Raw genomic sequence first — 13822 nt, 5'->3', positions numbered from 1 at the left:
GCCTGCATTGTTGCAGGCTAACTTTGATATTGTTGTTAAAATAAACAAGTGATAGTCGACTTATGAATGCTTTAGATAAACAGGTATTATTAGATTGTCAGTCATGGCTACAACAGGGAAAATCGGTGTGGCTATGCACTATTGTGTCTACCTATGGCTCAGCTCCGCGTCCAATTGGTTCGTTATTTGCAACGGAAGGAAGCATTCGTTCCGGATCCGTTTCTGGAGGCTGTATTGAAGATGCTTTTATGGCATTGATTCAACAGCACCAATTAGATAAACCACTACAAGTGTTTGATTATGGAAGTCATTTAGCACCGAATGGCAGCCAATATGAATTACCTTGTGGCGGTCATATTTCATTGTTGATTGAGTATTTACAGCCGAATGATTACCATTTTGTTGATGATTGGTTAGCTGCTGCAGAACAAGTTTCTGCCTTTATTCGTGCGATCAATCCTAATACTGAGCAACGCTGCATTATCAATGTTACTGATAGCACGTTGTATCCCTTACCGTGGTTAACTGTGCATTATCAGCAACATTGGCAATTATTATTATTGGGCATTAGCCAAGTCAGTGAAGAGGTTGCACGCTTAGCCATGAGGGCTGGATTTACCGTAAGATTATGCGATATGCGTGAAAATTATAGTCAAAGTTGGCGTTGGACTGCAGCACAGGGGGGAGTTGATGTGGAATGGTGCTCTGCTGATGCATTTGTGGAACGTTATGCCACTCCTTATAGCGCAATATTAGCATTAGCCCACGATCCACGAGTGGATGATATCGGATTAATGGGGGCATTAGAGTCTAATGCGTTTTATATTGGTGCCTTAGGATCACATGCAAACAGTGAACGTCGTCGAGAGCGACTAATGCGAATTGGTGAATATACGCAACCACAATTAGCTCGCCTACATGCGCCTGTTGGACTCGCTATTGGCAGTAAAACGCCGTTTGAAATTGCAATCGCTATTATTGCCGACGTTATCGCGGTAAAAAATGGCATTGACTGTGGCTCATGGCATTATCGACATGGTTGATTGTGTAATACCTGCTGCGGGGTTGTCATCTCGAATGGGGGCATGGAAACCGATGCTGCCTTACAATAACAGTACATTACTTGATGCCGCGATTAAACATGCATTACAGTTCTGCTCCAAAGTAATTGTGGTTGCAGGCTATCGCGCTGATGAACTGGTATTACGATATCAATATCAGCAGCATATTAAAGTGGTAGTGAATACTGATTATCAGCAAGGAATGTTAAGTTCAATTCAAAAGGGAATTACAGCCGTAACCAGTGCACGGTTTTTTATAACTCATGCTGATATGCCGTGTATTGATCCGCAGGTATTTAGAATGTTATTGCAAGCTCGTCACGCTACAGTCGTGTTTGCAGGTAATCAACAGCAAACAGGGCATCCAGTTTTGATTGATAGCGTGTTAATTCCATCGATTTTAACGTTACCGATTACCGCTAAAATGAAGCAAGTATTACAAACAGGCACTGAACATTACTTACAATTAAACGCTGCGAGTGGGATCTATTATGATATTGATACTCCTGAAAAGTATCAGCAATTAATTGCTAAAAATAAAGAGTAAACCTTGTAACAGAGACCACCAAAAAGAGAAGCCAATGAGCTTCTCTTTTTATTAACGCTTTTTGGGTACTGCTATTTCACAGTAAAGTTGACTTAACTCGTCATGCCCCATTTAAGATCATCATCAAGCTCTTCTACAGCATCATATAGATAAGACTCTACTTGTTCTTCGACTAAACCATCTGGCTCTTCAAAGAAAGCAATATGGAAGATAGCATCACCTTCATTTACCAGTGGTAATGTTTGCTGGCCAATTACAATACCGCCTTGAGGGGCAATCACGGTTACTTGATTGCTACCTGCAGGATCACTGATCGTTGCAATGATTTGATTTTTATCGACCTTTTCACCTAATGCAACGTGAGAGCGTAGTAAGCCATCAGAATCAGCACGTACCCAGCGTGTCGCTTTTGGTACCATTGGCTCAATGGTTTTTTTACTGCGGCTAGTGCGTAACATATCTAAGTGGCGCATAACCTTTAATACACCTTGCACGCCAGAGCCGACAGCATGAGCGTCAAGGCGAAGTGCTTCACCAGCTTCAAAGGTAATAACAGGAATATCAAATTGCTCGGCAGCTGCACGCAATGAGCCTTCACGTAAACTTGCATCTACAACAACAGGAGAGCCAAATGCCATCGCCATTGCTTTTGCTCGTGGATTATCAAGGTTGGCACGGATCTGAGGTAGGTTAGTGCGGTAAATAGCTGCGGTGTGTAAATCAACCACATGGGTTGCACGGCGCACGACTTGATTAAAGTATTGATATGCCATCCGTCCAGCGATTGAACCGCGCTCAGCTCCTGGGAAACAACGGTTAAGATCTCGACGATCAGGCAAATAACGTGATTTATGAATAAAGCCAAAAACGTTAACTACCGGGACAGCAATAATAGTGCCGTGAAGTTTTGATAAATCAATTTTTTCAATAACTTGACGGACAACTTCAATCCCGTTGAGCTCATCACCATGTATTGCCGCATTAATCAATAATACCGGGCCTGGGTGTTTTCCATGCAGAATATCAACCGATACCGATAAAGGTGAGTGAGTATAAAGGCGAGCTATTTCTAGTTCACAATTGATATGGCTTCCCGGTTCAACCAACAAATCTGAAAATTCAAACGGCGTATTTTTTGTGGCCATGGATACATCCTGTATATGGGCTATTAGAATATGATTAATGATTACGTATAGAAAATGATGATGTTATAACATCTTGAGAATAATCACATATTCCATTTTAAAACAGGAACCATATCACGTTTAATTGGTTTTAAAGTAGCAGAAATGTATCAAATTGTATCAACTGTGAGGAGGGATAGTTGCCAAAGATAATAAAAAGGCACTGTAGTCGTACTACAGTGCCTTATATTGTAATAATTATATGTCTTTAGGTTCATTAACAGCGACTTTTATATCACTGCTTTGATGTGTTAATGGCAAACGCATCAGACGATTATATTGCGCCACATCAAGTTCAAACTCTTTTTTCTGTTGGTGTGACACCGATGCTGCTAGTGGAATCTTTGCCGTTAATGGGTTTACGGGTTTTCCTCGCACTAAAAATTCATAATGAATATGCGGGCCAGTCACACGACCGCTTCGGCCTGATAACGCAATTTCTTGACCTCGTTTCACTCGTTGTCCGACCTTAACCAGAATACGGCTGTTGTGCAAATAGCGAGTGCTGTAATTAGCACTGTGTTTGATCACCACATAACGCCCTGCATAAGGGTGGTTAGTTACACGAGTAACAACGCCATCACCTGTCGCGAGTACAGGAGTGCCAGATGGTGCTGCAAAATCAACGCCGTTGTGTGGTTGTATACGCCCTGTTACTGGGTGGCGACGATAAGGGTTAAACTGTGAGCTAACACGGAACCGTTTTGCGGTTGGGTAACGTAAAAATGCCCGTTGTAAGCTTTCGCCATTTTGATCATAAAAATTACCGTCACTGTTTAAGTAGGCGGAAAATTGTTGCTTATTGGTGTACAAACGAACGGCTTGAAGCTCTGTATCACCACTGGCTTGATTATTGACATACTTTGCTTTGTTGACAACTTCAAAACGATCGCCTGTTTTTAGGTCACGATCAAAATTGAGTTTGTCTTTAAAGATAGCCATAATTTCATGGATATCTGTATAACTTAAGCCCGCTTTTTTTGCTGATGAACTAAAGCTACCATGAATTTCACCACTGATGACTTTTTCACGCCATACGCCAGGTAAGGTGATTTCTTTAACACTAAAGTCATTATTTTTTTCTCGAGTATAGTCAATCATATGCGCGACGTTAAATTGTAGTTGCACTTTATTTAAACGATGATTGCTGTCTGTTACCCAAAATCTTAAGATATCATTTGGACGTAAGTTATCAATTTGTAAGCTATTTAAATCGGCAGCCATGATGTCTTTAACATCGGCTTGCGGTAAATTTAATTGTGCAAATATCTCGCTGAGCGTGTCACCATTTTTGACTTTGTATTCATAGGTTGGCGGTAGCACAATATCTTTAGTGACCGCTGCGGGTGTTAAGGTCTTTAGCACTACTTGCGGCGTAGTCACTAAAGGTAGTTGGATCTCTTTATTGTGTATTGATGGTGTGGTGTTAATTGAGAATACGGCAGCAGCAGTAATAATAGATAGCCCAATTAGGCTAATAAAGCGGTAATTCAAAAAATTTGTTAATACTGTCGTTTTAAACGTAGACATAATGCTCGTCAGTTCTTTTATTTTTAATGAGTGCGAGTGTTAGCACTTGGCTTATTTTAGCAAGCATGTATGTAAACATAGCTTTTCTGAACCTTAAATGAATTTATACCTTTGAGGGGGATTTTTTGCTTAGCTTTTCGATAATTAGATGTAGAAAGTATATAAATGATAACTATACGACGGTTTATGCTTCAATTGAGCTGAAGTGATGCTTTCGTCCAGCAAGAGAAATTCAAAAAATGCTGGACGAATAGGGGATTAGTTAGCATTGCTAATAGTATAGCAAGGCTTAGCTGAATGATTACTGAGGCTGCGTATGAGCTTTAGTGTAGAAGGCGCTGGTGTTTTTTTTCTTTGGACGCCGTGCTATTTCTCGGCGTTCTAAATGGCCGTCTTTGTGAGAGTTAATCTGTAGATAATTATTGGTATTGATTGAGTGTATTACATCGGTTTGGACTTTCTCTGTTGTTGTTAATTGATGGCTATGGTCAATATATTCAATCATATCTTGAGTCTGTAATGGTGTTGGTGTGGTATTTGGTTGTGTGGCGAATGCAGATAATGAATGCAGTGCTAACGATAATGTTAAGGTTATGATTAATCGTTTCATGAAAAACCTCATGTTATTCAGTGAGGTTATTTAAACCTATCGCACCTGAATTGAGGGTGAGTTGTAAGTTCATGTATTATTCATGGTATCAACATAACGATTAAGCTTGATTTCGTTATAGAATATTGAACTAGAGACTATTAAAGTGAGGGTGTTATGACAGACTTAGCAGAAGAAATCAGCTTTATGCAGCGAGCATTAACATTATCGCATCAAGCACTGCCAGCGTGTCGTCCTAATCCGCCTGTTGGATGTGTTTTAGTAAAAGATGGTGTGATTGTCAGTGAAGGGTTTACGCAAGCACCGGGGTGTCATCATGCAGAAGCGATGGCATTAGCTCATTATGATCAACCACTGGATGATGTAACGGCGTATGTAACCTTAGAGCCATGTTCATTTGTGGGGCGAACACCGTCTTGTGCACATACTTTAGTTGAAAAGGGGATAAAGCGAGTGGTGGTAGCAACCCTCGATCCTGACCCACGTAACAGCGGTAAGGGCATTGATGTATTAAGGCAAGCGGGAATAGCTGTCACATTAGGGTTATGTGAAGCAGAAGTATCTGCGTTTATATCACCTTATTTATTACCGAATAATAAATAAATTTTTAGATATAATAAAAAGCCAATTTAAAGAGATAAATATTATCGTTATTAAATTGGCTTTTAACTGATCACTAAAATTTATTAACTAATTATTTAGTTGAGGTTTTGTGATGGTTACGAGATGATTCTTTATGATCATGCTCTTTAGTTTTGTGATGACGATGTTCGTCATGTTCATGACGGTCGCCATGCGTTTGTTCTGGATGTTTATGACCTTTTGGATCGCCACCGTGTTGTGTGTGTGGATGGCTTTTTTCATGGTCACGAACTTCATGATGATCACGGTTATGTTTATGTTCTACTTCTTCACCGTAACGACGTTCCATTTTTTCATGCTCAGCTTCAGCAGTATGTTGATGTGCTTTTTGTGAACCTTGATGTTCTTGACTATTAAAATGTGACATATCTAAATCCTTTGATAAACAGCGTTATAAGTAAGTTTGTGTCTGTCTATGGAATTTAATTTACGCTTATTTTAAATTTGAACAATACACTTTTTTATAATCAAATATTCTATTTTTGCTAATTGCCCAATATATTAAATAGGTTTATTACATACAAAAAAAAGCCTATATATGAGCCTTTATATTAATAGTTTTAGTTATTTATTAATATAAATTGAGAGAGATATTTATATTAATAAATAAGGTGCACAAATAACAACCAATAAAAAAGCTATTAATTTTTAAAATAAATACATGATTTATTTTTTGATTTAATAATGAACATTAAATATAGGAAGTTATATCGCATATATGTGGATATATATATAGCATAAAGACTACTGTCTTCGAAAAAGAATAAAATCAGGATAAATAAAAAGCCGAGTATAAATACTCGGCTTTATTTTTAACGTCTACTATGACTTAGCAATATATGCTTAAGCAAGTAACTCGTTAGCAGTGTTTACGATGTTCTCAACAGTAAAGCCGAACATTTTAAATAACTCTTCAGCTGGTGCTGATTCGCCAAATGTTGTCATACCGATGATGCGACCGTTAAGACCTACATACTTGTACCAGTAGTCAGCAATACCCGCTTCGATAGCGATACGTGCTGTAACGTCTGATGGCAGAACGCTTTCACGGTAAGCGGCATCTTGCTTATCGAATAGATCAGTAGCAGGCATAGATACTAGACGTACTTGACGACCCGCTGCTGTTAGCTCAGCGTATGCTTCTGCTGCAATACCTACTTCAGAACCTGTCGCGATTAAGATTAGCTCTGGCTTACCAGCACAATCTTTAAGGATGTAACCACCCTTAACGATATTAGCAACTTGTTCAGCAGTACGATCTTGTTGAGTTAGGTTTTGACGAGAGAAGATTAAAGATGTTGGACCATCTTTACGCTCAATCGCGTATTTCCAAGAAACTGCAGATTCAACTTGGTCACATGGACGCCATGTGCTCATGTTTGGTGTTAGACGTAGTGATGATACTTGCTCAACAGGTTGGTGAGTTGGGCCATCTTCGCCTAGACCGATAGAATCGTGAGTGTACACTTGAATGTTCTGAACTTTCATCAGAGCAGCCATACGTAGTGCGTTACGTGCATATTCCATGAACATTAGGAATGTTGCGCCGTAAGGAACAAAACCACCGTGTAGTGCGATACCGTTGATGATTGCAGTCATACCAAATTCACGTACACCGTAGTGAATGTAGTTGCCTGATGTATCTTCAGGTGTGATTGATTTAGAACCAGACCACATAGTTAGGTTTGATGGTGCTAGGTCAGCAGAGCCGCCCATGAATTCAGGTAGTAGTTTACCAAATGCTTCAAGTGCGTTTTGAGAGGCTTTACGTGATGCAATGTTAGCTGGGTTTGCTTGTAGATCAGCAATAACTTTGCTTGTTTCAGCTTCCCAGTTAGCAGGTAGGCCACCCGTCATACGACGAGTAAACTCAGCCGCTAGCTCAGGGAATGCTGCAGTGTATGCTGCAAACTTCTCATTCCAAGATGCTTGTTTTGCTTTACCCGCTTCTTTTGCATCCCACTCTGCATAAATTTCAGCAGGGATTTCAAATGCACCGTAGGTCCAACCTAGGAATTCACGTGCTGCTTTGATTTCTTCAGCACCTAGTGGAGCACCGTGACAGTCGTGAGAGCCTGCTTTGTTTGGTGAACCAAAACCGATGATTGTTTTACAACAGATCAAGGTAGGTTTAGTTGTTTCAGCTTTAGCAGCTTCGATAGCAGCATTGATTGCAGCTGCATCGTGGCCATCAACGCTACGGATCACGTGCCAACCGTATGCTTCAAAACGCTTCGCAGTATCGTCAGCAAACCAACCTTCTACTTCGCCATCGATAGAGATACCGTTGTCATCCCAGAAAGCAACAAGCTTACCAAGACCTAATGTACCCGCTAGAGAACACGCTTCGTGAGAGATACCTTCCATCATACAACCGTCGCCCATGAAAGCGTAAGTGTGGTGATCGACGATATCATGACCTTCACGGTTGAATTGTGCAGCCATTGCTTTTTCAGCAAGCGCCATACCAACAGCGTTAGTAATACCTTGGCCTAGAGGGCCCGTTGTTGTTTCAACGCCAGGTGCGTAACCGTATTCTGGGTGACCTGGTGTTTTTGAATGTAATTGACGGAAGTTTTTAAGATCATCAATTGATAGGTCGTAACCTGTTAGGTGAAGTAGAGAGTAAATAAGCATAGAGCCGTGGCCGTTTGATAATACAAAACGGTCGCGATCAGCCCATTTAGGATCTTGTGGGTTGTGGTTCATGTGACCACGCCAAAGTACTTCTGCGATATCAGCCATACCCATAGGTGCGCCAGGGTGACCAGAATTTGCTTGTTGTACGCCATCCATGCTTAGGGCACGAATTGCGTTAGCTAACATTTTACGTTCCATAGTGTTTCCACCAAAATATTAAATAAATTGAAACTTAAGAAAGCGGCTCGATGAGCCGCTTTCTGAAATAGTGCTTAGTAATTAAAGACGATCAGCGATCATTGTCTCTAATTTGCCTTGGTCAACTGCGAAGTTACGAATACCTTCAGCTAGTTTTTCAACAGCCATTGCTTCTTGGTTGTGATCCCATAGGAATTCAGCGTGAGTCATTGCTGCTGGGCGATCTTTAAGTTCTGTCGCTGCAACAAGCTTAGGCTCTACAGTACCTGTCGCATCTTCAAGTTCTTGAAGAAGTTGTGGGCTGATAGTTAGACGGTCACAACCTGCTAGCTCAAGAATTTCGCCGATGTTACGGAAGCTTGCGCCCATAACAACAGTATTATAGCCGTGTTCTTTGTAGTAGTTGTAGATGTTAGTTACAGAGATAACGCCTGGATCTTCTTGTGCTTCAAAATCACGGCCTTCTTTTGCTTTGTACCAATCCATAATACGACCAACGAATGGTGAAATTAGGAATACGCCAGCTTCAGCACATGCACGCGCTTGAGCAAAAGAGAATAGAAGCGTTAGGTTACAGTTGATGCCTTCTTTTTCAAGAATTTCAGCTGCACGGATGCCTTCCCAAGTAGAAGCTAACTTGATAAGGATACGATCATTTGTGATACCCGCATCGTTATAAAGTTTGATTAGGTGGCGTGCTTTAATAACACTTGCTTCTGTGTCGTAAGAAAGACGAGCATCAACTTCTGTTGAGATACGACCAGGAACAACATTTAGGATTTCTTTACCAATGTTTACTGCAAGCATGTCACAAGTATCTTGGATTTGTTGTGCTTTATCATTGCTTTGTGCTTTTGCGTACGCAATAGATTGGTCAATTAGAGGTGCATACTCAGCAATTTGTGCTGCTTTTAAGATCAATGATGGGTTTGTTGTCGCATCTTCTGGTTGGTATTTGCTGATATCTTTGATGTCACCAGTGTCAGCAACAACAGTAGTTAGTGCGCGTAGTTGTTCTAGTTTTGTGCTCATATCTATCGACCTTATGTAATAGGACTTATGTCATGATGGAATCAGTTATAGCTTGAAATGCCATCATGTTCAAAAGAATTCATACCGACTCTTAACCACATTGATGATAACCATTAACTCACTGCGTGAGCAGATGGAATGCGCAAGAGCATTTGATAGATTGATAATTGACTTTTTTGGCTTTTTTGTCAATTCAAAATGGGAATAAATCCTGTTTTGATCGCAATAAAAGCGCGATAAAATTTAAATTATCTTTATTGAGTAAAATGGATGTGTTTTTTTCGTTTTTATTGGTTGAGCATTTGATCTGGTCGCTGAGCATTTGTTTGGTTTGATAGAGCTAAGGTGAAATATGTTTAAATGATATTAGACGCAAAAATAAGCGCAAAAAAAAGCCACTAGATTATGATCTAATGGCGTCAATGACGAGCTTGAAAGATATCGCGAGATAATTAGAACTTGTAGTCAACACCTACAGAGTAGATGGTTGTATCAGAATCGATATTTAAACTTTTATCATTATGGCTATTTTCAAGCTCAGCAGTTAAGTAATCAACTCCTGCACGAACGTTTAAATGCTCAGCGACAGCGAAGTTAACACCTGCACCAGCCGTCCAACCAAAGCCATCAACATCAACATCATCATGATGAATATTCTCATGGCCGTTATAGTTACCATCAGCAGCGACATACGCAACACCTGCTTTGCCGTAAACAGAGAAGCGGTCATTAAGCGGGAACATAATACGTGGTGTTAAAGTTGCATAACCTTTTTTAACATGCTTTTGTTCGCCTGTTTGGCCAATTGTAGCTTCAAGGCCTAGATTTTCAGTGAAGTTATAGCCACCGTAAACACCGTAAGCAAGCACATCATCATCTAAGTTAAAGCTATTGTCGTGTCCATGAGCGCTAAGGTTTGTTGATGCATTACCGATGTTACCACCAATGTAAGCGCCTTGTTGATCGGCAACTGCTGAACCTGAAGCCAGAATTAATGCTAGTGGCAATAGTACTTTTTTCATGATGTTGTCCTTTTATTTCAATGAATAATTGGTTTCTGATATTCATAGTACGGATGACATCATCAGAAATGTCAGGGTTTTGAAAAGTGTTTTATTGCAAGGCACTATTTTACGTCTAGCTGATTTTACTCTGACGTTCAGCTTACATTCAGTATGTTTTTGAGCAATATTTATTAATTATTAGCTGTATATGGTGCTTGTTTGGTCGATGTGGGGGTTAATAATACTGTCTTATTTATTGCAATAATTGTTCAAGGGTCATTGGTGATGACATTAACCCTAGTGATTGCGCCGGTGTTATGCCAGCTTTATTCTGATGACAAAGGTTATGCCAAGCACGATAGATATCTAACAACGGTAATAAGCTGGCAGGACGAAGTTTGCGCCGCGGCTCATTGACCATATGACTAAATTGGTCGTAAAAACGTTGTTGATAGACTGTTGCCGCTTGATGAGTAGCGACAGTTAGCCAATATTGTTGCTGTTTTTTATTGCCACCAAGATGACAGATGCCTTTATTGCTACTTTTATTACGACTGAATGCCCAGCGGTCTCGCCACCATCCCATTAAGACGATATCAATTTTTTCGGCGTGTTGTCCGTGTTGCCATTGTGCATCTTCAACCACATAGAGTGGATGAAGAGTATGGTTATTAACGCGATCAATAAATACTGACAAACAGGCTGAACGTAATAAGGTTTCTTGAGGCATAAATACTGCGAGGCTAGGAATACTGGAATTGAGCAACTCGCGTAAATATAAAAAATGACCATAGACCGTATATTGAGGGCGAATAAGGCAGCCTTTAGTTGGATAGTTAATCGTAACCTCGCCGCTAAGCGGGTTTTCCATATTTTTACGGGCTAAGATTTGGCGATAAGTTGCATCGATATGTGCGAGTAGCCCTTGTGAAGTAACGACGGTATTAGTCGAATGATAATAGCTATGCGGAGCAATAAATCGAGTGCCAATATAATATGCATCGTGCTGGTTAGCATAAGTTGTTACTGGTTGCTGTGGCTGATAATTTACATGTTGGCTAATCACGTAACCAGAATCTGCTTCAGCGGTAGCGATCCATAATACGCCATTGTCACTGTGAGGCTGTAACGGGGTTAGATCTGTTGCAAGGTGAGGTGCTTGAGAGTGTTTACTCAATCGCGCATCAAAAATTGTCAGTTGGTGACGGCAACGAGCAGCAATATGATTAAGTTGATCATAAAAAGTTTTCGGGTTGATAACCAACCGACGGCAAATCTCTCGTACGGTATAGCCGGTAAATAAATAGGCTAATAATTTTTGTTGTAGTTGGTGCTTATTATTACCGTTAGACCACGGATCGACAAAGGTATGATGGCAAGACTTACACCGATAACGTTGACGTTCACCACTAAAACCAAACGCATGATAAAGCTGGCGGTAGGTAAGAACAGGTAAGCCATTATGTGAGCAATCAGGATTTGAACATGCAGCTAAACCACTATTTTGTTGCTGTGTTAAGCGTTGTTTTTCTGCAATAACATCATGGTTACTCAGTACTGGTGGAAATGCACCACACTCACGACAAACCAGTATCGGTCGCTGTAAATTGTTTTTTTGTAATACGTAGAGCTGAGGATCTGTGCGACTAAAATTGGCACAGGCAACGGTTTTACAGTAATTAAATTGAAAATCATCACAAGCTGGCGGCAGTTGATCCAATGTCGTTTGTAGAGAAGATAAAGTCATCGATCGTCACCGAATTGCGTTGAGGTGGCTATGATTATACCTAAGCGTAATGATGTTGCTTTACTATTATTGAAATTATTTAATTGTTGAATAACATCGCTATTAATAGGTATAAAAAAAGTGAAAAATACATCACAACAGATATATTTTTCACTCTAATAATCTTTATAACAGACTTATCGTTACAGCCAGTAGTACCACGATAAGGTGTTATAGATTAATGGCAGTTTCTAATGCTACGTTCATCATTTCATTGAATGAATGCTGACGTGCTTCTGCAGATAACTTTTCGCCACGTTTAATGTGATCAGATACAGTTAGAATCGTTAGTGCTTTAGCACCAAGTTCTGCTGCAACGCCGTAAATACCAGCAGCTTCCATGTCCACACCTAGAATGCCTAATTTTTCCATCTTATCAAACAGGCCAACTTCTGGGCTGTAGAATAGATCAGCTGAAAATACGTTACCAACACGAACAGCAACATTTTGCGCGCGTGCTTGATTGACCGCTGTTTCAAGTAAGTGGTAGTCAGCAATTGCCGCGAAATCATGATTAGCAAAACGGATGCGGTTAACTTTTGAGTCAGTTGAAGCGCCCATGGCAATGATAACGTCCATTAATTTAACGTCATCATGAACAGCGCCACAGCTACCAATACGAATGATGTTTTTAACACCAAAATCTTTAATTAGTTCGTGGACATAGATAGAGCAAGATGGAATACCCATACCATGACCCATTACTGATACTGGTTTACCTTTATAAGTACCAGTGAAACCGTACATGCTGCGAACATCACAAACACGTTTTACGTTTTCTAGGTAAGTTTCTGCAATAAATTGTGCGCGTAGTGGATCACCCGGCATTAAAATTGTTTCTGCAAAATCGCCAACTTCAGCATTGATGTGTGGAGTAGCCATGAAGTGCTCCTAGAGTTATGAGTTATTCAAAAGCAAAGAGTATGCTTCAATTTATAGTGCTAGTTTATTGAATAAAATATTGAGCACTTGAGATCTAGATCACAAAAATCAGGCTGTTTTAGTTAATGAATGGTATTGATTACTAAATCTGTTGAAATTGTGAAGGGTATCGTTTTCTTTTTTCGAGTTAATTAAATGCATAATTATGTTAATTGGAATCTTTTTAATAATTAATGTGTTGATATTTAATTGTTTTTTATTTTATATTGCTGTTTGTCTATGAAAGATAAAAAAAAATCACAACTAAAAAATGTAATGGATTACATTCCTAGAGTTCGTCAGATCAGTGTTTTAATAGTGAAATAGTATCATCAGTAATGAGGGGAAATAGGTTCTTATCGAGCTTGATCTTGGGTAGAATTAACAAAAAGGTTGCTTGAGAAGACAATGTATAATTTAACTCAACTGTCAGACAGTGAAAGAATGCGTATCGAATTAGATAAACAAGCTTCTTATACTGTCTGGAAAGTGAAAAACGGTAAAGTTGGTTATGAGGCGTTTGCAGAATTGACCAATAATATTGACGATGATGATGAGCGTGACTTTTGTCAACAAGCCATCATGAAATATAAAACCTTAATGGGCGTCAATTGATAGCTAGTGTATGGCTATCTATTCCAGCGTACATAAACAATGTACGCTGGAA

13 protein-coding genes are annotated in these 13822 nt (G+C 39.8%); 4 read left to right on the top strand and 9 right to left on the bottom strand.

Going from position 1 to position 13822, the window contains the following annotated elements; all coding sequences use genetic code 11:
• Nucleotides 1–62 precede the first annotated feature (62 nt).
• Nucleotides 63–1043, top strand: coding sequence for an XdhC family protein (locus tag PMAL9190_RS11885; protein WP_087845386.1), 981 nt, complete (start codon nt 63–65; stop codon nt 1041–1043).
• Complete coding sequence (locus PMAL9190_RS11880) at nt 1003–1608, top strand: NTP transferase domain-containing protein (protein WP_235004355.1); 606 nt, start codon at nt 1003–1005, stop codon at nt 1606–1608. Before PMAL9190_RS11885 ends, PMAL9190_RS11880 begins: the two co-directional genes overlap by 41 nt.
• 92 nt (nt 1609–1700) lie before the next feature.
• Here PMAL9190_RS11880 and PMAL9190_RS11875 read toward each other — a convergent pair whose 3' ends face one another.
• The 3 genes from PMAL9190_RS11875 to PMAL9190_RS11865 all read right to left on the bottom strand — a co-directional run bounded on the left by PMAL9190_RS11875 (nt 1701) and on the right by PMAL9190_RS11865 (nt 4932).
• Nucleotides 1701–2753, bottom strand: coding sequence for a succinylglutamate desuccinylase/aspartoacylase family protein (locus PMAL9190_RS11875; RefSeq protein WP_087845384.1), 1053 nt, complete (start codon nt 2751–2753; stop codon nt 1701–1703).
• A gap of 237 nt (nt 2754–2990) precedes the next feature.
• Complete coding sequence (locus PMAL9190_RS11870; protein ID WP_087845383.1) at nt 2991–4322, bottom strand: peptidoglycan DD-metalloendopeptidase family protein; 1332 nt, start codon at nt 4320–4322, stop codon at nt 2991–2993.
• 301 nt (nt 4323–4623) lie between these two features.
• Nucleotides 4624–4932, bottom strand: coding sequence for a hypothetical protein (locus PMAL9190_RS11865; protein WP_087845382.1), 309 nt, complete (start codon nt 4930–4932; stop codon nt 4624–4626).
• A gap of 156 nt (nt 4933–5088) precedes the next feature.
• Here PMAL9190_RS11865 and PMAL9190_RS11860 point away from each other — a divergent pair, with 156 nt between their 5' ends.
• Nucleotides 5089–5535, top strand: a complete 447-nt coding sequence (locus tag PMAL9190_RS11860) for a bifunctional diaminohydroxyphosphoribosylaminopyrimidine deaminase/5-amino-6-(5-phosphoribosylamino)uracil reductase RibD (RefSeq protein ID WP_087845381.1) — start codon at nt 5089–5091, stop codon at nt 5533–5535.
• 91 nt (nt 5536–5626) lie between these two features.
• Here the strand turns inward: PMAL9190_RS11860 and PMAL9190_RS11855 are convergent, their stop codons facing one another.
• The 6 genes from PMAL9190_RS11855 to deoD all read right to left on the bottom strand — a co-directional run bounded on the left by PMAL9190_RS11855 (nt 5627) and on the right by deoD (nt 13116).
• Nucleotides 5627–5941, bottom strand: a complete 315-nt coding sequence (locus PMAL9190_RS11855; RefSeq protein ID WP_065168753.1) for a cation diffusion facilitator family transporter — start codon at nt 5939–5941, stop codon at nt 5627–5629.
• Between the two features lie 476 nt (nt 5942–6417).
• On the bottom strand, nt 6418–8412 hold the full coding sequence (tkt, locus tag PMAL9190_RS11850; RefSeq protein WP_087845380.1) for a transketolase: 1995 nt from the start codon (nt 8410–8412) through the stop codon (nt 6418–6420).
• An 81-nt stretch (nt 8413–8493) separates the two neighbouring features.
• Entirely contained in the window at nt 8494–9444 is a 951-nt protein-coding gene (gene tal, locus PMAL9190_RS11845) for a transaldolase (RefSeq protein ID WP_087845379.1), read from the bottom strand.
• Nucleotides 9445–9896: 452 nt separating this feature from the next.
• Complete coding sequence (locus PMAL9190_RS11840) at nt 9897–10466, bottom strand: outer membrane protein (RefSeq protein WP_087845378.1); 570 nt, start codon at nt 10464–10466, stop codon at nt 9897–9899.
• A 235-nt stretch (nt 10467–10701) separates the two neighbouring features.
• On the bottom strand, nt 10702–12195 hold the full coding sequence (locus PMAL9190_RS11835; RefSeq protein ID WP_087845377.1) for a lactate dehydrogenase: 1494 nt from the start codon (nt 12193–12195) through the stop codon (nt 10702–10704).
• Nucleotides 12196–12405: 210 nt separating this feature from the next.
• Nucleotides 12406–13116 (bottom strand): purine-nucleoside phosphorylase, encoded by a 711-nt coding sequence (gene deoD, locus PMAL9190_RS11830; RefSeq protein ID WP_045028304.1) that lies wholly within the window; start codon nt 13114–13116, stop codon nt 12406–12408.
• A 447-nt stretch (nt 13117–13563) separates the two neighbouring features.
• Here deoD and PMAL9190_RS11825 point away from each other — a divergent pair, with 447 nt between their 5' ends.
• Nucleotides 13564–13770 carry a DUF3283 family protein gene (locus PMAL9190_RS11825; RefSeq protein ID WP_060997230.1) on the top strand — a complete coding sequence of 69 codons (207 nt, stop codon included), beginning with the start codon at nt 13564–13566 and terminating at the stop codon, nt 13768–13770.
• The last annotated feature ends 52 nt before the right edge of the window (nt 13771–13822 follow it).

The sequence above is a fragment of the Photobacterium malacitanum genome (assembly GCF_900185615.1).
Lineage (GTDB): Bacteria > Pseudomonadota > Gammaproteobacteria > Enterobacterales > Vibrionaceae > Photobacterium > Photobacterium malacitanum.
This window is presented reverse-complemented; position numbering and strand designations above follow the sequence as displayed.

Bases quoted from the DNA above. Each gene is read 5' to 3' on its own strand.
- PMAL9190_RS11885 (WP_087845386.1), top strand. From the start codon at position 63: ATGAATGCTTTAGATAAACAGGTATTATTAGATTGTCAGTCATGGCTA.
- PMAL9190_RS11880 (WP_235004355.1), top strand. From the start codon at position 1,003: ATGGCATTGACTGTGGCTCATGGCATTATCGACATGGTTGATTGTGTA.
- PMAL9190_RS11875 (WP_087845384.1), bottom strand. From the start codon at position 2,753: ATGGCCACAAAAAATACGCCGTTTGAATTTTCAGATTTGTTGGTTGAA.
- PMAL9190_RS11870 (WP_087845383.1), bottom strand. From the start codon at position 4,322: ATGTCTACGTTTAAAACGACAGTATTAACAAATTTTTTGAATTACCGC.
- PMAL9190_RS11865 (WP_087845382.1), bottom strand. From the start codon at position 4,932: ATGAAACGATTAATCATAACCTTAACATTATCGTTAGCACTGCATTCA.
- PMAL9190_RS11860 (WP_087845381.1), top strand. From the start codon at position 5,089: ATGACAGACTTAGCAGAAGAAATCAGCTTTATGCAGCGAGCATTAACA.
- PMAL9190_RS11855 (WP_065168753.1), bottom strand. From the start codon at position 5,941: ATGTCACATTTTAATAGTCAAGAACATCAAGGTTCACAAAAAGCACAT.
- tkt (WP_087845380.1), bottom strand. From the start codon at position 8,412: ATGGAACGTAAAATGTTAGCTAACGCAATTCGTGCCCTAAGCATGGAT.
- tal (WP_087845379.1), bottom strand. From the start codon at position 9,444: ATGAGCACAAAACTAGAACAACTACGCGCACTAACTACTGTTGTTGCT.
- PMAL9190_RS11840 (WP_087845378.1), bottom strand. From the start codon at position 10,466: ATGAAAAAAGTACTATTGCCACTAGCATTAATTCTGGCTTCAGGTTCA.
- PMAL9190_RS11835 (WP_087845377.1), bottom strand. From the start codon at position 12,195: ATGACTTTATCTTCTCTACAAACGACATTGGATCAACTGCCGCCAGCT.
- deoD (WP_045028304.1), bottom strand. From the start codon at position 13,116: ATGGCTACTCCACACATCAATGCTGAAGTTGGCGATTTTGCAGAAACA.
- PMAL9190_RS11825 (WP_060997230.1), top strand. From the start codon at position 13,564: ATGTATAATTTAACTCAACTGTCAGACAGTGAAAGAATGCGTATCGAA.